Origin of the sequence: Halorientalis pallida, assembly GCF_049605515.1 — an archaeon.
In the GTDB taxonomy this organism is placed as follows: Archaea; Halobacteriota; Halobacteria; order Halobacteriales; family Haloarculaceae; genus Halorientalis; species Halorientalis pallida_A.
In genome coordinates this window covers 2,155,109-2,171,350 of the sequence record NZ_CP187158.1, presented here as the reverse complement: position 1 = coordinate 2,171,350, position 16,242 = coordinate 2,155,109, and the positions used below count along the sequence as shown (strand labels likewise).

The following is a 16,242-nucleotide window of genomic DNA, read 5'->3' as shown; positions in this document are numbered from 1 at the left end:
CGACCGCTAGTCCGCGAGCTGGGCTTCTTTGTCCCCGTAGATCCGGTCGACTTTCTCGGCGTGTTCGGCCAGGATGTTCCGCCGTTTCTTCTTCAGCGAGGGGGTGAGCATGTCGTTTTCCGGCGTCCACTCCTCGGGGACGAGTTCGACCTCCTTGATCGTCTCGTGTTTCTCCAGCGTCCGGTTGACGAGGTTCACGTCCTCGACGACCCACTCCTTGACACGGGCGTCCTCACAGATGGCGTTGCGCCCGGCCGGCAGGTCGAGGTTCCGGTTGTCGGCCCACCGCCGGATGGCGTCGAAGTTCGGGACGATCAGGGCGGAGACGAACTTCTCGTCGTCGCCCATCACCATGATCTGCTCGACCCGCGAGGAGGTCGAGAACTCGTCTTCGATGGGTTCGGGAGCGACGTTTTTCCCCGTGTCCAGCACGAGGAGGTTCTTCAGCCGGTCGTGATAGATGAGGTAGTCGCCGTCGACCCGTTCCACGATGTCGCCGGTCTGGAACCAGCCGTCTGCGGTGAAGGCGTCGTCGGTCTTCTCGGGCATCTCCCAGTAGCCCTCCGTGACGTTGGGGCCTTTGACCAGGAGTTCGCCGACGTACCCCTCGGCGTCCGCGAACTGCTCGTCGGACACCTTCGAGGGGTCGATCCGGATGTCCATGTCGACCAGCGGCCGGCCGAGCGTGCCGGTCCGGTGGTCCTCCGGGGTGTTCGCCGTGACGACCGGCGCGGCCTCGGTCAGGCCGTATCCCTCGAAGATGGGGATGCCCATGCCGTCGAACAGCTCCGCGAGGCGGTCGCTCAGGCTCCCGCCGCCGCTGACCATCAGGATGATGTTCCCGCCGAGTTCCTCCTTGACCTTGCTGTAGACCAGCCGTTCGGAGATGCCACGTTTGACCCGGAGGCCGAGCCCGGGATCGTCGGCGCGGCTGTACTGGCGGGCCACGTCGACGGCCCACTCGAAGACCCGCTCTTTGACCTCCGAGCCGCTGGCCTGCTCGCGGGCCTGGGCGAAGATGCGCTCGTACACCCGCGGCACGCTCGCGCCGCCGTGGGGCTGGATCTTCTTCAGGTCCTCGTCGACCGTGTCGGTACTCTGGGCGTACCCCACCGTCGCGCCGGCCGCGAACATCAGGAAGTGCCCGACCGTCCGCTCGAAGACGTGGGCGAGCGGGAGGAGCGAGATCGTTCGTTTGTCCGAGTCCAGCACCGGCATGTCGTCGTCCTTGTCGGGTCGCGGACCCACGCGCTTCCAGAGCTGGTTGATGTTCGACCGGAAGTTGTGGTGGGTCAGCTTCACGCCCTTCGGCTTCCCCGTCGTCCCGGAGGTGTAGACGAGACTCGCCAGGTCGTGGCTGTCCAGGTCGTCGAGCCACCCGCGGAACTCGTCTTCGTCGTAGTGCTCGACGCCCATGTCGTAGACGTCCTTGAGCGTGCGGATCTGGTCGACGTGGTCGTACCGGTCGAGTTCGTCGATGACGACCACGAAGTCCAGACTCAGGTCGTCCTGGACCCTGACGAGTCTGTCGAGCAGTCGCTCGTTCTCCACGATCACGCCGGTCGCACCCGGGTCGTTGAGCAGGTACTTGATCTGTTTGGGCGAGGACTCCGTGTAGATCGTCGTGACCACGCCGCCGCTGGACAGGAGGGCGAAATCGGTCAGTGCCCACTCCATCCGGGAGTCGGACATGATCCCGACGCGATCACCCGACGTGACACCCAGCTCGCGGAAGCCTGCCGCCAGATACCGGACGAGTTCCCCCATCTTCTCGTACGTGATCGACGTGTACGTCCCCGGCTCGGGTTCGTCGACGACCGCCGGCGTCAGCGACCGCGGATAGATGCCCCCCTTGTACATCTGTGCCTCGCCGTCGCCGTTGCGTTCGACGCTCGCCGCGAACAGCTCGGGGATCGTATCGTCCCCGATCACCTCGTCGGTGTACTCCCGTTCGGACTCGAGCCACCCCGGATCCCCAGATTTGGTCATAACATCAAATACCAACTGGCAGAAATATAAATCTTCAGTTGCGACAGCTACGCTGGCGCGCCCGGGACGGTACCGCGGAATTGGGCACCGAAGTCGGCCAAACAGACTAGTGGATGGGCACCCTGTGTCCCGAGACATGCCCGTTCTCGAAGACATGTGTGCGATCACCCGAGAACACGCGGGGGAGTCGCTCCGGTACTTCTGTCGGGTGGACCCCGAGACCGGCACCGTCGACGTTCTCCACCTCCGCGAGGACCTGTCCTGGACCGACCGCCGCAACGACGAGGTCGAGGGCGAACTCCACGAAGTGACCGCGAAAGTCTCCTACGAGTCGATGATGGACGTCGACAACGTCAACCAGCTCATCAAGGTCGCCGACTCGAAGGTCCTGTTTACCGGGTTCGTCGAGGACGAACTCGCGGTGGCCGCCTTCGAACGGGGTATCTTCGCCAAGCTCCCCCCAATCGTCGCCGACTTCCGGGACTACATGCAGGACCACGACGTCGATTTCGTCTCGCTGTCGCTGGAGTAAGCGCCCCATAGTCCGCCAGGCCCGCCGCCGACCCGCGCGACAGGAACGCCTTATCGCGAGACCTGCTCCCGATTACTGGTAAAAACTGCCGGGTAACTACGGACCTGGACGCTCGCTCTCCGATGGGGGTCGTCGCTGGCGGCGTGTCACCGCTCGGTGGCCACGCGACACCTCCCGGCGGGACCGTCGACCCCGGCCCGTCCCCGGTCTCTCCCCCTCTCCCGTTTCCGGACGGCCAGCGCTGTGGCTGTCGGGGTTGGCGACCGCGAAAAATGGAAGCGGTTGGTATCCGACTTAGTCGTCGGCGGGCGCGCCGGAACCGCTGTCGGCCTGCTTCTTGGTGTGGGAGAGCTTCCCACCGTCGGCGAGGATTTCACGTTCGCGCTCGGAGGCGTCCAGCGTGGCGGTGAGTTCCCAGTCGTCGTTGACGCGGACGGTGAACTCCTCCTGCCCGGAGCGGACGGCCTCGGCGACGTCGTCGACGACTTCGATGTCGTCGCCCTGCTCGATCTTCTCGTAGTCGTCTTCGTCGATCTCCAGGGGCAGAAGACCGAAGTTGAACAGGTTCGCCTTGTGGATGCGGGCGAAGCTCTGTGCGAGGACGCCCTCGATGCCGAGGTACATCGGACAGAGGGCCGCGTGTTCACGCGAGGAGCCCTGGCCGTAGTTCTCGCCGGCGACGAGGAAGCCGCCGTCGCTGTCGAGTGCGCGCTGGGCGAACGTGTCGTCGACACGCGAGAGCGTGAACTCGCTCAGCTTGGGGATGTTCGACCGGTACATCAGGATGTCCTGCGTCGCAGGGATGATGTGGTCGGTCGTGATGTTGTCCTCCATCTTCAGGAGGGCTTCCCCTTCGAGCTCGGCGTCGAGTTCGTCCTTCAGCGGGACGTCGCCGATGTTGGGCCCTTTGACGAGCGAGTCGTCGACGGGGTCGTCGGGCGTGATGATGTCGTTCTCGGCACCCTCGTACTGGTCGGGAAGCTCGAAGCCGGGCGCTTCGAGGTCGCCGAGCTCGTCGGCGAGGTTGCGCGGATCGACGATCTCGCCCTTGATGGCCGCCGCGGTGGCGACTTCCGGCGAGCAGAGGTAGACGTTGTCGTCCTCGATGCCCGAACGGCCCTCGAAGTTGCGGTTGAACGTCCGCAGCGAGACCGAATCCGAGCCGGGGACGTGGCCGATGCCGATACAGGCACCACACGTCGCCTCGGAGTAGTTGACGCCGGCCGCCATCATCTCGGCGGTCCAGCCCTCACGGGCGAGCATCTCGCTGGCCTTCTTGGAACCGGGCGCGACGATCATCTCGGTGTCGGGCTGGATGGAACGACCCTCCAGCATCTTCGCGGCCGGGAGGATGTCCTCGTAGCCACCGTTCGTACAGGAACCGATCATGACCTGGTCGACGTCGACGCCCTCGACCTCGCTGACCGGGACGACGTTGTCCGGCATCGACGGCTCGGCGATGAGCGGCTCCAGATCCGAGAGGTCGATGGTGAGCTGGTCGTCGTACTCGGCGTCCTCGTCGGGCTGGAGCTCGACGTACTCGTCTTCGCGGCCCTGGCGCGCGAGGTAGTCCTCGGTCTTCTCGTCGGTCGGGAAGATCGAGGAGGTCGCGCCCAGTTCGGTCCCCATGTTGGTGATCGTCGTCCGCTCGGGGACGCTGAGGCTCTCGACACCGGGTCCGGTGTACTCGAAGATCTTGTTGACCCCGCCCTTCACGCTGAGGCGGCGCAGCATCTCGAGGATGACGTCCTTGGCGGTGGCCCACTCGGGCAGCTCGCCTTCCAGACGGACGTTGACGACCTCGGGCATGTCGATGTAGTAGGCACCGCCGCCCATGGCGACGGCCACGTCGAGCCCACCGGAACCGATGGCCAGCTGACCGAGGCCGCCGGGGGTCGGCGTGTGGGAGTCACTGCCCAGGAGCGTCTTGCCGGGCGCGGCGAAGTTCTCCTTGTGGACGTTGTGACAGATACCGTTGCCCGGACGCGAGAAGTACGCGCCGAACGTCCCTGCGGCCGAACGCAGGAAGCGGTGGTCGTCCGTGTTCTTGAAGTCGAACTGGTAGGTCTGGTGGTCACAGTACTGCGCGGCCAGTTCCGTCTGGACTTCGTCGAGGCCCAGCGCCTCGAACTGCAGCCACACCAGCGTGCCGGTCGTGTCCTGTGTCAGGACCTGATCGATCTCGATCCCGATCTCCTCGCCGGTCTCCAATTCGCCTTCGACGAGGTGATCGTCGAGAATTTTTTCCGTAAGCGTCTGTCCCATAACGTCTGTCCGTCGATGGTCCGCGGACATAAATCATGCGAGTTTCCGATATCAGGTCTCCAGCATCCCTAGTACCCCTTGGATGTCATCCATTGTCGTGCGAAACCACGTGCGTGCGCGGTGGTGGCTGATTCCCGTTCAGTCGAGGGTGACCCAGGTGAGAAAGCCGATGGCAAGCGTCTCCAGCACGTGAAAGAGGAGCATCGCGCGCCAGGCGACCGCGGGGACCGCATCGCTGCTGAACCACGAGGACAGGGCCGGATCGATCAGGTAGACGTAGAGCGCGAACAGGTTCTCGCCGAACAGGAGGCCGGCGAACACGAGCATGCCGAGGGTGTGTTTCGAGCGCAGTCGCAGGTAGTTGCGCGCCCAGACGGTCCCCAGCACCGCGAGCAAGACGACGTTGACGGCGGCCGCCACTCGCGCCGCGTCGATCCAGATGCTCATCGTCCCGTCCTCCTGCTCGGTGGCCGCTCGTGGTCTCGGTCGGTCATGGTTCCGTTTGCTCGATGATTTCCTCGACGACGTCCCAGTGGTGTCGGGCGGTCTCCGACGGGAGATACACCGCGCCGTAGTCGTCGCCGCTCGACCGGACGACGTCGTTGTCGGTCAGCACGTCGAGGTGATGCCGGACGGTGTCGTAGTTGAGGTCCAGGTCCTCGGCGAGCTGGTTGGGGTTGCGGGGGCGCTCCTCCAGCGCCCGGAGCAGGCGCGCGCGGTTGACGCCGCCCCGCGTGCCCGCCAGCACGTACCAGAGGACTGCCTCCATTACGGGAACCCATCACAACCACCCTACGTAAGAGCGTCGCCACGGGGCGGCCGACGCGCCCACCTCAGCTCTCCACGATGAACTGGCCCGCGACCTGGGTGACTTCCTGCATCGTCATCGGCTCGTCGACACCCCTGGGGAACGGGGATTCGGTGTTGAGTTCGTTGAGGAAGGCGGCGTGGCGCGCCTCGACGCTGTGGATGCCGATGGCCGCCGAGAACACCGCGTCGCTGGACACGGTCGGGGCCGCGCCCTTGTAGGCGGCGACGCCGGTGTTCTCCAGGGCCTGCGCGACGCCGAGGAACTCGCTGGGCGTCTCGTAGCCGAAGTCGTAGGTGGCCTCCTCGACGGGCGTCCCGCCGAACTGGTTCACCGTGTCCGTGATCGCGCTGACGTGAGCGGCCTCGTGCTGGCCGACGGCCCGCAGGTGGTCGGGGACCGCCATCCGCACCTCGTCGCTGAACGACGAGAGCACGTCGGCGTTCATGAGCTGTTCGTCGCTGAAAGTGTCCAGCCCTTCGCGGTAGAAGGCGTTTTCGAGGTGTTCGAGCGTCAGCGCGTAGTTCAGGACGCCGAGGTCGCTCGTGTCGTCGTCGGCCTTCCGGTCGGGCTGGGGGCGGTCGTCGCCCGTCTCGTACACCGAGGGGTCGACCTCGCTGGTGACGAACTGGCCGGCGACCTCGAGGACCTCGTCGATGCTCATCGCTTCGTCGACGGCCGCCGGAAACGGCGACTCGTCGTTGACGAGGTTGAGGAAGGCGGCGTGACGCGCCTCGACGCTGTGGATGCCCGCCGCGGCCGCCAGCACGTCGTTGTTCACGACCTGCGGCGCGGCCCCCGCGTAGGCGGCGACACCGGTGTTCTCCAGAGCCTGGGCGACCGCGAGGAACTCACTCGGCGTCTCGTAGCCGAAGTCGTACTCGCCCTCCGCGACGGGCGTGCCGCCCAGTTGCTCGACGGTGTCGGTGATGGCGGTGACGTGGGCGGCCTCGTGAGCCCCGACCGTCCGGAGGTAGTCGGGGACTTCCGCTCGAACAGAGCCGGTGAACGACGCGAGCGCGTCGGCGTTCATCAACTCGTCGTCGCTGAAGGTGTCCAGCCCCTCGCGGTAGAATGCGTTTTCGAGGTGTTCGAGCGTCAGCGCGTAGTTCAGGAGCGGCACGTCGGGCGCGGCCATGGACTCGTCTTCGCCCGTAGGCGTGTCCGTGTCCATCGTCTCGGTCGTCGTGCCCATCTCGGTGTCCGTCGGCGTCCCGTCGCCGCTGTTCCCGGAACAGCCAGCCAGGCCGAGCGCACCCACGGTCGCAGTGGCTCCGAGGATGCGGCGGCGTGAGAAGCGCGAGTCGTCGTCGGTGGTGTCGTCGGTCGGGTTCATTGCTCCACCAGTCCCCAGCCCGTCACCCACAAAAGGGATTGTCCGAACTGTGACAGGAATCCGCCGGGACTCCCGCGGAACTCCGCCCGGAGCGAGGGGGAACTCTCTCCCAATTTCGAAGTCGTCTGGCACCCCTGTCAGCCCTCCCGCGCACCGAGACCGGCAGAGATTTGGGCGCGCTGGTCGGGTACTCGCCCATGTTCAGAAGCGGCGCGTTCCTGGCCGATCATCTCGGCGACCTCCGGGAGTCACAGGTCCAGCCCAACGGCGTCGACCTCACGCTCGGGGCCGTCTTCGAGCAAGAGAGCGTCGGACGGATCGAACGCGGCGGCAAGACCATCGGCGACCGCCGGGAACTGGAACCGGACGACGACGGGTTCTACCACCTCGAACCCGGCGGGTACGTCGTCCGGTACGCCGAGCGCATCGCGATCCCCGAGGAACACGTCGGCTTCCTCTACCCCCGATCCTCACTGCTACGCAACTCCTGTATGCTCGACACGGCGGTCTGGGACGCCGGCTACGAGGGCCGCGGCGAGGGCCTGCTGGAGGTCCACCACGAGATCGACCTCCAGCAGGGGGCTCGCATCGCCCAGTTGACCCTGGCGGCGGCCGACCACGAGGGGACCTACGACGGCTCGTACCAGCGCGAGAACCTCTAGCCCCGGCGGCGCTCGACCGCGCGCCGGAGCGCGACCACTTCCTCGCGGACGGCGACCCACTGCTCGGTCGTGCCGGGCAGTGACCCGCCGCCGCTGGCTCCGATCCCGCCGCCGAAGCCGTCCCCGCCGCCGTACCGGGCGCGCCGTTGCTCGACCAACTGCTGGACGGCGCTCGGGTCGTCCACGTTGCTGAAGGCCAGTTCCGTCCCGCTGCCGCCCGCGGTGTCGAAGGCTACCGTCCCGTGGTCGAACAGCGTCCCGGTGATTCCCTGGGCGTAGGAGACGTTCTGGACCGTCTCGTGCCCGACGGTCGTGACCCGCCGCCCGAGGACCCCCGATTTCCGGTAGAGGTGCCGGTCGGTCACGACGTATTCCGTGTTCCTGATCCTGAGGAGCGACCAGATCGGGGTCAGGACGCCGCTCAGCACGGTCAGCACGCCAAGCGCCGCCAGCACGACGCTGCCCGCTTCGGTCGCGGTGTACCACAGCAAGCCCGCACCGATCAGGACGAACGCCAGCCCGACGACGAGGGACGGAATGATCGTCTGGATGCGCGGCCCGCCCTGCCATTCGACGGTCTCCTCGCCCGTCAGCGGGAGCCACGCCGGCGGCGGCCCCTCCGCACCGGGCGCACCGTCAGCTTCGCTCGCCATCCTCGCCCTCCGACTCGCCGCTGGCCACGTCGCGACCGTCGGCCTCGACGGCGCTCCGGATCGCGCGCAACTCGGTGCGGATGTCGTCGAGTATCTGCCCGGGGTCCTCGCTCGCGTCGTCGCCGTCCCCGCCACCGCCCTTCCCCCGCGACCGGCGGCTCTGTTCGTTGATGCGTTGCTGGACCGCCTTCGGGTCGGGGACGGCCCGGAACTGCATCTCGACGCCGGTGCCCCCGGCCGTGGAGATGTCGACGGTCCCGTAGCCGAAGTAGTTCCCCAGCGCCCCCTGCGAGTAGGAGATGTTCTGGACCTTCTCGAACTCGATCTTCTGCACGTCCCGCGACAGGATGCCGCTCTTGCGGTAGAGCGCGTCGTTCGTCAGCAGGTACACCGTGTTCTCGCGGTTCAGGTACGCGCCGACGACGATGGGAATCCCGATCAAAAAGAGCGAGAGCGGGAGCCCCACGATCAACGCGGGGACGATGCTGTAGACGTGGGGCTTTCCGGACCACTGTACCTGCTCGTCGTCGTCGAGCGTGAGCCAGTCGAACTCGCTCGCCGCAGCGTCGGAGGGCTCGGGCGTGTCGGTCGCCATACGACCCGGTTGTTGGGGGACCTACATAATCGGTGCTGTCGTCGGGGCGCGGTGGTCGCCGGCGGCCACCGGTGACCTGAGAGCTCTACACCTACCGACACGTCCGGTGATTTTACACATCGGTTCCCCGTTCGGCGGATATGGACGACCGAGTTCGACTCGACCGGCGCGCACTCCTGCGAGCGGGGCTCGCCGGAAGCGGGCTCCTGCTGGCGGGCTGTACGAGTGATTCCGGTTCGGGGACGCCGACCGACGACGGCACCGACGACGCACCCGCGGCGACGACCACGACCGGACCCACCGGCCCCATGTCCGGGCCGCTCCACGAGACGTTCGAGGACGGGAACTACGACAGCGACCCCAGATGGCAGGCCGACTACGAGGAGGGGATCGGCGAGGTGGCCGTCATCGACCGCGAGGGACCCGACGGCGGCGGGAAGGCCCTGCGGATCAGCGACGCGACCGACGAGGAGTTGAACGAGAGCGGGAACCGGGCCAGCGCGACGCTCGCTCGCCGGATCACCGGCTGGGACGGCGCGTGGACGCTCGACGGGCAGTTCTACGCCGCCGACGTTCCGGGCGGCGAGTACGCCGACGACGGCCACGTCGCCATCGGGCTCTACGAGTCGAACGTGGAACTCCTGTTGAATCCGCGCGTCGAACTCCTCTTTTTCGACGCCGAGCGCGGGAACCGGGAGGCCGAGACCCGGGAATCGGTCCTCGACGAGGGCCGCTGGTACAACTACGAACTGACGCACGACGGGACGGGGACGTACGAGGCGACCCGCTGGCGGGCCGGCGACGACCCGTCGACCGGGCTCTCGGTGACGGCCGACCGCCAGCCGCCCAGCGCCGAGGAGACACTCGCCCTGGTGACCTACGGCGGCTATCCGGAGTTCATCGACCAGCCCACGCCCTCGCCGCGGCCGGAACCGGGGAGTTATCGACTGACCGCCGACCACGCCTACGTCCGGTGGCGACCCGGGGAGTGACGGTGCTGGCGAGCTGTTCGACAGCCGGTTGCGCGAGGCCCTGGAGGGAGATCTCGCGTCATCGGTCCTCGACCCGTCCACCAAGCTGATATGCCCGCTCGTGGAACGGGCGTGGTAGATGCGCCCACGTCGGACGGCCGTGACGACGGTGTTGGCTCTCCTCGCGCTCGTCGCGGGCGCTGGCGTCGCGAACGCGTCCTCGACCGCCGACGCGACACAGACCGGTGACGGCAACGTGACCACGTTCGTCGCGCCGGGCGACACGCTCGAAGCGCTCCGGGCCGGGACGGCCACGGGCGTCCTCACGAAACGACAGCGCGTGGCGCTCTCGGACGTACTCGTCGTGCGCGTGTCGACGCCCGGTCTGGGAGCGTCGGTGGCCGACCAGCCCGGCAACACCACGACCGAGCGTTTCCGGGCGTTGCTGTCGAGCCCGGACGCGACACTCACCGCCGTCGAGATCACGTCCGGTGACGACCCGCCGCGAGCCATCGACCTGACCGCCGAGCAGCTCGTGGTGCGTCGCGTCGACGAGGACACGTTCGATCTGGTCTACGACACCGGCCGGTTGCGCGCGACCGACGACACGAACGGCAACGGCCTCGCCGACGAGGGCCCTGGGACGGCCGTCGCCCCCGTCAAGGTGTTCGAGTTCGAGTTCACGCACGACGGGGTGTCCGCCGCGTCCTCGCTGGGGATCTTCCCTGCCGCGGTGACCTTCTCGACGCCGCCGGACGACGGCGTTGTGCTGTACCCGTTACCCGCCCAGCGGCTGGTCGGGCAGACACTGCTGGCACCCGGGACGACGCTCACCGTCTCGCTCGACGGCGTGGGACGCCCCTTCTCGGTCGAGCGGACGACGACCGTCACCGGCCGCCAGCAGTCGTTCGCCAACCTGACGCTGGACCTGGCCGACGCGCCCGCCGGCATCCCCCTCGCCGTCACGGCCAGCCTCGACGGGCAACGCCTCCGGCAGACACGGGGCCGGCTCGCCGAGCTGACCGCCTCGTTCACCCCGGTCCCGACGGACGCCCCCCGAAACCGGCTCCGGTTCCGGAACGTCTCGCTGTCCAGCGGTGGCTTCCTCGTGGTCAGGAACGGGCCGGACGGCCCGCTCGTCGCCAACCGGTACGTCGCGGCCGGCGAGTACGACTCGCTGACGGTCCAGTACCGGCGACCGGTGACGGCCGATTCGGTGGTCGTGACCGCCTACGTCGACGTGGACGGTGACCGCCTTTTCGAGGGCGGCGGCATCGACCGCCCCTTCCGACGGAACGGCGAGCCGGTCTCGACGGTCGTCGATCTCGAGGAATCGACACCGGCCACACCCGGCACCCGAACCGACGCGCCGACCACCGAACCGACGACACCGCCGTCGACCGACACGGCGACGGCGGCTCCCTCGTCACCGACCACGGCCGGCACGCCGTCACAGTACCGGATCACCGACGCCAGCGGCGACGGGTTCGGCCCGGGCGTCGCGCTCGCGGCCCTCCTGCTCAGCCTCGCGGCGCTCGCCCGTCGCGACTAGTCGGCGGTGTGGCCGGCGAACTTCTCGCGGACCTTCTGGACCTTGGGCCGGACGTTGGCCGCGCAGTAGGGCTTGTTCGGATTCTTCTCGAAGTAGTCCTGGTGGTACGCCTCGGCCTCCCAGAACCGCTCTAAGGGTTCGATCTCGGTCACGATGGGGTCGTCGTAGACGCCCTCGGCTTCGAGTTCGTCGACGAACCGCTCGACGGTCTCGCGCTGGCCGTCGTCGTGGTAGTAGACGGCCGACCGGTACTGGGTGCCCACGTCCGGCCCTTCACGGTCCTTCGTCGTCGGGTTGTGGATACTGAAAAACACCTCCAGCAGGTCCTCGTAGGCCAGCACGTCGGGGTCGTAGGTCACCTGTACCGCCTCGGCGTGGCCGGTCTCGCCGCGACAGACCGCCTCGTAGGTCGGGTCGTCGACGTGGCCGCCACAGTAGCCCGAGACGGCCGACTCGACGCCGTCGAGTTGCTTGAACGCCGCCTCGATACACCAGAAACACCCGCCCGCCAGGGTCGCCCGGTCGCTCTCGCTCATCACCCGGGATAGGGGTCCCAGCGCCGTAAGTTCCTCGCCCACTCGTCCCGGCGTCGACTCCCGTCCCGCCGTCAGGGCTCCTCCCGGTCGACAGCTGGGTCTCCGTGGTCGCCCTCGCCCTCGATGATCTCGGCTTTCCGCTCGATGTCCCGGAGCGCTCGTTCCTGCTCGCCGCGGGCGATCCCACCGGACTCGGCGTGTCGGCCGCTGTACTGGCGACCGGGGATGAAGTCCCAGACGGAACCGGTGTCGTCGCCCCGTCCCGCGTCGTCCGACTCCGTCCCGTCGTCGCCCGCCGACCGCTCGCGACCGAGGCCGATCCGTTCGAGGACCGCTCGCAGAGCCCCGAGCATACTTCCAGCTTGCTCATCCACCGCCAAGTCGCTTCCCCCGCTGGCTGACCGTGGCCGGACCGTCCCGGTATAAAGGACCTCGTTTCGACAGGAGTGGTCATTAGTGTCTCCGAGTTGAACGAATACCCGTCACGGGACCCCGCCGTCCGCTGCCTGCGCGACGCGTGCCTGCACGGTCCCCGTGACGAGGGGTCGATTCTCCTCTGGAATCGGTTGCCCCCCTCCGCTGTCGGGGTCCGACACGGACAGACCACAAGCCACGTATCCGTCGGTGTGGTACGGTCGACACACGATGTCAGAAGACGATCCCACATCCGATTCCGACGACGAGCGCACGCTCATCAGGACCGGTCGCGACTTCGAGCAGGAGTACCGTCTCGACGCGGACGAGGCGGGTCGGTTCCTGATCGACCTCGGCGAACAGCTCCGCGAGGGCGACGAGTTGACCATCGCGACCGACGAGTGGGAACTCCCCTTCGCGTTCGGCGAACCCGTCGGACTGGAAGTCGACTTCGAGGGCGTCGACGACCCCGAACTGGAGATCGAACTGGAACTGCCGGGCCGCCCCGACGAGCGCGCGCCAGACGTGGAGTGAGGCGCCGTTGCTCTCCGCCCGTCACCACCCCGGCACCGTCGGCTTCTTCGGCGTAACCCGATAACCGACTGTAACCCGATACGGCGTCCGACAGCTGATTTAGTATAACTTTCCTGAAAGATATTGCCGTCGGCCGTCTCGTCGGAACCGTATGACGGCCAACACGGCAAAACCGACGGTGACACAGTTCACGGACCCGATGTGTACGTGGTGCTGGGGGTCGGAACCGTTCCTCAGACACCTGCAGACGGCCTACGGGGACCAGTTCCGACTCCGGTTCGTCATGGGTGGGCTGATCGAGGACTTCGAGACGTTCTACGATGCGGCCAACGACATCGGCGAGCCCGGCGAGGTCGGGCCACACTGGGTCGAGGCCTCCGACCACCACGGGATGCCGGTCGATACGGCTATCTTCGAGACGGACCCGGCGCGGTCGACGTACCCCGCCAGCGTCGCCTACGTGGCCGCCCGCCAGCAGGATCGGAACCTGGCGCATCGCTACCTCCGCCGGCTCCGGGCGGCGTACGCCACGGAGGTCAGAAACGTCAACCGCCGGGACGAACAGCGCCGGATCGCCGAGACCGTCGGTCTCGACCTCGACGCGTTCACCACGGCGCTGGACGACGGCACCGCCCGCGAGGGGTTCGAGGCCGACCTGGCACGGACCCGCGAGGCCGGCGTCCGCTCGTTCCCGACCTACCACATCGAGGGACCCGACGGCCGGCGTCGCGTCGAGGGGTTCCAGTCCTTCGACGAGTTGGCGACCGAACTCCAGGCCGTCGCGCCCACACTCCAGCAGTCGTCCCCGCCGCCGGTCCGCCGGTTCGTCGCGGAGTACGGCCCCGTCGCGACACAGGAGGTCGCGGAGGTCTACGAGATCACCCACGGCGAGGCCAGACAGTCCCTCCAGTCGCTGGTCGACGAGGGTGTCCTCCGCCGCGAACGCCGCGGGAACGGCTTCTTCTGGCACCGGTAGACCGAGGACTGACGGCGGTTCCGGAACTCGGTGCCCCCGCCACGGTCTCACCCGCTATCCTGTCGGCACGCCCCCGAGTATCGCCCACTCGGCCGCCGCTGTAGCGCGGGAAACCTGCTTTCGTATAACTTGCCTGAAACATTTTTGGGACCCATCCGTCGCTTCGGGTGTGACGATGTCACCGAACGACTGTCGACGCGCGACGCTCGCATCGAATCGGACGACCAGTACCGACGCCGCGGCCGGTTCGGCCGGAGGTGCGGACTGATGGCGTTTTTCTCGACGCTCGCTGGCGCGGCGTTCCTGGCCGGACGGGCGCTGTTCGCGCTCGTCGTCGGCTACCTCGCGCTCGGGAATCTGCTCGATCTGGAAGCGTCGGTCGGGTACGCACGGAGCAAGGGAGCGCCGCTGGCCGGCGTCACGGTCCCGCTGGGGAGTCTCGGACTGGTGGTCGGTGCGCTCGCGGTCCTCGTCGGCGTCTACCCCGCGGTCGGGGCGCTCGTCGTCCTGGCGTTTCTCACGCCGATCACCGTCGTCATGCACGACTTCTGGACGATGGACGGGCAGGATCGGCAGAACGAGCGGATCCACTTCCTGAAGAACGTCGGCCTGCTCGGCGGGGCGCTGGTCTTCCTGGCGCTGTCGACGACGACGTGGCCGTACGCGGTCGGTCTCGGGCTCTGACGACCGATGGGGACGACCGAGACGAGCGAGGTCGGCGTCCCGTGGCGGTCGCCGGCGCTGGTCGCCATCCTCGCGGCCACCCTGATGACGCCGATGGACGTGCCGCTGATCAGTCCGGCGCTCACCGAGGTCCAGTCGGTCTTCGGCGTCTCGGCCTCCCGGGCCGGCCTGTTCGTCACGGCCTACGCGCTCCCGGGCATCCTGCTGGCACCGGTCATCGGTGCGCTCGCCGACCGACTCGGCCGCCGATACGTCCTCGCTGGCTGTCTGACCGTCTTCGGCCTCGCCGGCACCGCGATTGGCCTCACCACGGCCTTCCGGACCGCACTGGCGCTGCGCGTCGTGCAGGGGTTCGCCGCCGGGAGCATCCTCTCCGCGCTGGCGATGACCGTCGTCGGCGACCGCTACGCCGGCCGCCAACACGACGCCGTGATGGGCGTCACGTCGGCGATGCTCTCGCTGGGGACGGCCGCCTACCCCGTCGTCGGCGGCTACCTCGCCGAACACGCCTGGAACGCGCCGTTTCTCCTGTACGCGTCGACTCTCCCGGTCGCGGGGCTCGTACTGGTCGCGTTCGACGACGGGGACACCGCCCGCGAGGGACGCGGGGGCGGCTACGTCCGCGAAGCGCTCCGTGCCGTTCCGACCCGGCGGGCGCTCGCGCTGTACGGCGTCATGTTCCTGTCCTTCGCGCTCCTGTTCGGCGGGATCTACACCGCACTGCCGTTCTACCTCGCGGGCGCGTTCGGGTTCGCGCCGACGACCGTCGGCCTGGTCACGAGCGCCGTCCTCCTGGTGACCGCCCTCGTCTCGACGCAGAACGGGCGACTGGCCGCTCGGTACGCCACGTCGACGCTCCTCGTCGTCGGGTTCGCCCTGTACGCGGTCGGTTTCCTCGGTGCCGCCCTCGCCGGCGAGCCACCCCTGCTGATCGGGGCCCTGCTCGTGTTCGGCGCCGGGAGCGGGCTGGTCACCCCGACGCTGTTCGCCGGCATCAGCTCGCTGGCTCCGGATCACGTCCGCGCGGGCGTGATGAGCCTCCAGACGACGACCATCGGAGCGAGCCAGGCCGCCGGCCCGGTGGTGTTCACCCTCCTCGGCGCCGCGGTGGGCTACCGGACCACGATCCTCGTCGCCAGCGGCGGCGCGACCGTCTGCATGGCGGCGCTGGCAGTGGTCGCTCCCGACGCGTGAAATATACGATTCCTTACTGAAACTGCCTTCACCGAGCGCTTAACTGGGTGCTGTCCGTGTGTTTCGCTGCGTCATGAACGTGACTGCAAACGGAGACGGAATCGCGGTCGAGGGGCGACACGGAACGGAGGTCGACGGGTCGTGACCGCCGAAACCGAGGCCCGGCAGGAGGAGATCGAGACGCACAACGCGTCGGCCTGCCCCGTCGTGGAGGCCATCGACCAGGTCGGCACGCCCTGGCGGCTGAACGTCGTGTACGCGCTCCAGGACGGCGAACAGCGGTTCAACGAACTCAAACGCGCGACGGACGCTCGCTCGAAGACGCTGTCGGACGCGCTCGACGCGCTCGCCGCGGCGGACATCGTCGACCGGCGGATGGAGGCGGACGCGCCGGTCGCGGTCTACTACAGTCTCACGGAGAAAGGAACGGAACTCTCGGCCGTGCTGGCGGAACTGGGTGCGTGGGCGCAGCGGTGGGGCGAAGACGTGCCGAACGGCTTCGACCGACAACGTCGGGGACCGTGACTGCTGGCCGGTCGCC

Annotated in this window: 18 protein-coding genes; 9 read left to right on the top strand and 9 right to left on the bottom strand. The window is 67.9% G+C overall.

Going from position 1 to position 16,242, the window contains the following annotated elements:
- Positions 1-6: 6 nt before the first annotated feature.
- Positions 7-1,989, bottom strand: coding sequence for an AMP-dependent synthetase/ligase (locus tag ACOZ4N_RS12690; protein WP_424016740.1), 1,983 nt, complete (start codon positions 1,987-1,989; stop codon positions 7-9).
- Between the two features lie 136 nt (positions 1,990-2,125).
- On the opposite strand from ACOZ4N_RS12690, the gene ACOZ4N_RS12685 reads away from it, so the two are divergent.
- Complete coding sequence (locus ACOZ4N_RS12685; protein ID WP_424016739.1) at positions 2,126-2,521, top strand: hypothetical protein; 396 nt, start codon at positions 2,126-2,128, stop codon at positions 2,519-2,521.
- A gap of 294 nt (positions 2,522-2,815) precedes the next feature.
- Here the strand turns inward: ACOZ4N_RS12685 and ACOZ4N_RS12680 are convergent, their stop codons facing one another.
- The 4 genes from ACOZ4N_RS12680 to ACOZ4N_RS12665 all read right to left on the bottom strand — a co-directional run bounded on the left by ACOZ4N_RS12680 (position 2,816) and on the right by ACOZ4N_RS12665 (position 6,930).
- Positions 2,816-4,786 carry an aconitate hydratase gene (locus ACOZ4N_RS12680; RefSeq protein WP_424016738.1) on the bottom strand — a complete coding sequence of 657 codons (1,971 nt, stop codon included), beginning with the start codon at positions 4,784-4,786 and terminating at the stop codon, positions 2,816-2,818.
- Positions 4,787-4,924: 138 nt separating this feature from the next.
- Positions 4,925-5,233: a hypothetical protein gene (locus ACOZ4N_RS12675; protein ID WP_424016737.1), complete on the bottom strand. Its 309-nt coding sequence runs from the start codon at positions 5,231-5,233 to the stop codon at positions 4,925-4,927.
- A gap of 43 nt (positions 5,234-5,276) precedes the next feature.
- Positions 5,277-5,555 (bottom strand): winged helix-turn-helix domain-containing protein, encoded by a 279-nt coding sequence (locus ACOZ4N_RS12670; protein WP_424016736.1) that lies wholly within the window; start codon positions 5,553-5,555, stop codon positions 5,277-5,279.
- A 64-nt stretch (positions 5,556-5,619) separates the two neighbouring features.
- On the bottom strand, positions 5,620-6,930 hold the full coding sequence (locus ACOZ4N_RS12665) for a ferritin-like domain-containing protein (RefSeq protein ID WP_424016735.1): 1,311 nt from the start codon (positions 6,928-6,930) through the stop codon (positions 5,620-5,622).
- Between the two features lie 197 nt (positions 6,931-7,127).
- On the opposite strand from ACOZ4N_RS12665, the gene ACOZ4N_RS12660 reads away from it, so the two are divergent.
- Positions 7,128-7,592, top strand: a complete 465-nt coding sequence (locus ACOZ4N_RS12660; RefSeq protein WP_424016734.1) for a deoxyuridine 5'-triphosphate nucleotidohydrolase — start codon at positions 7,128-7,130, stop codon at positions 7,590-7,592.
- Here the strand turns inward: ACOZ4N_RS12660 and ACOZ4N_RS12655 are convergent.
- Both ACOZ4N_RS12655 and ACOZ4N_RS12650 read right to left on the bottom strand, forming a co-directional pair.
- The gene (locus ACOZ4N_RS12655) at positions 7,589-8,245 is read right to left on the bottom strand and encodes a PH domain-containing protein (protein ID WP_424016733.1); all 657 of its coding nucleotides are present in this window, start codon (positions 8,243-8,245) and stop codon (positions 7,589-7,591) included. The genes ACOZ4N_RS12660 and ACOZ4N_RS12655 overlap by 4 nt on opposite strands.
- Complete coding sequence (locus tag ACOZ4N_RS12650) at positions 8,229-8,840, bottom strand: PH domain-containing protein (protein WP_424016732.1); 612 nt, start codon at positions 8,838-8,840, stop codon at positions 8,229-8,231. The genes ACOZ4N_RS12655 and ACOZ4N_RS12650 overlap by 17 nt, the downstream gene beginning before the upstream one ends.
- 140 nt (positions 8,841-8,980) lie before the next feature.
- Between ACOZ4N_RS12650 and ACOZ4N_RS12645 the strand changes: the two genes are divergently transcribed.
- Together ACOZ4N_RS12645 and ACOZ4N_RS12640 are read left to right on the top strand one after the other, a co-directional pair.
- Positions 8,981-9,832: a hypothetical protein gene (locus ACOZ4N_RS12645; protein ID WP_424016731.1), complete on the top strand. Its 852-nt coding sequence runs from the start codon at positions 8,981-8,983 to the stop codon at positions 9,830-9,832.
- 118 nt (positions 9,833-9,950) lie between these two features.
- Positions 9,951-11,363 (top strand): DUF7282 domain-containing protein, encoded by a 1,413-nt coding sequence (locus ACOZ4N_RS12640; RefSeq protein WP_424016730.1) that lies wholly within the window; start codon positions 9,951-9,953, stop codon positions 11,361-11,363.
- Here ACOZ4N_RS12640 and msrA read toward each other — a convergent pair.
- Both msrA and ACOZ4N_RS12630 read right to left on the bottom strand, forming a co-directional pair.
- Positions 11,360-11,899, bottom strand: coding sequence for a peptide-methionine (S)-S-oxide reductase MsrA (msrA, locus tag ACOZ4N_RS12635; protein ID WP_424016729.1), 540 nt, complete (start codon positions 11,897-11,899; stop codon positions 11,360-11,362). The genes ACOZ4N_RS12640 and msrA overlap by 4 nt on opposite strands.
- Positions 11,900-11,970: 71 nt before the next feature.
- Positions 11,971-12,252, bottom strand: a complete 282-nt coding sequence (locus ACOZ4N_RS12630; protein WP_424016728.1) for a hypothetical protein — start codon at positions 12,250-12,252, stop codon at positions 11,971-11,973.
- A 292-nt stretch (positions 12,253-12,544) separates the two neighbouring features.
- Between ACOZ4N_RS12630 and ACOZ4N_RS12625 the strand changes: the two genes are divergently transcribed.
- The 5 genes from ACOZ4N_RS12625 to ACOZ4N_RS12605 all read left to right on the top strand — a co-directional run bounded on the left by ACOZ4N_RS12625 (position 12,545) and on the right by ACOZ4N_RS12605 (position 16,226).
- Positions 12,545-12,847 carry an amphi-Trp domain-containing protein gene (locus ACOZ4N_RS12625; RefSeq protein WP_424016727.1) on the top strand — a complete coding sequence of 101 codons (303 nt, stop codon included), beginning with the start codon at positions 12,545-12,547 and terminating at the stop codon, positions 12,845-12,847.
- Between the two features lie 151 nt (positions 12,848-12,998).
- The gene (locus ACOZ4N_RS12620; RefSeq protein WP_424016726.1) at positions 12,999-13,823 is read left to right on the top strand and encodes a DsbA family oxidoreductase; all 825 of its coding nucleotides are present in this window, start codon (positions 12,999-13,001) and stop codon (positions 13,821-13,823) included.
- Between the two features lie 267 nt (positions 13,824-14,090).
- The gene (locus ACOZ4N_RS12615) at positions 14,091-14,507 is read left to right on the top strand and encodes a DoxX family protein (RefSeq protein ID WP_424016725.1); all 417 of its coding nucleotides are present in this window, start codon (positions 14,091-14,093) and stop codon (positions 14,505-14,507) included.
- Positions 14,508-14,513: 6 nt separating this feature from the next.
- Positions 14,514-15,701: an MFS transporter gene (locus ACOZ4N_RS12610; RefSeq protein ID WP_424016724.1), complete on the top strand. Its 1,188-nt coding sequence runs from the start codon at positions 14,514-14,516 to the stop codon at positions 15,699-15,701.
- 141 nt (positions 15,702-15,842) lie between these two features.
- Positions 15,843-16,226 (top strand): winged helix-turn-helix transcriptional regulator, encoded by a 384-nt coding sequence (locus ACOZ4N_RS12605; RefSeq protein ID WP_424016723.1) that lies wholly within the window; start codon positions 15,843-15,845, stop codon positions 16,224-16,226.
- Positions 16,227-16,242 lie beyond the last annotated feature (16 nt).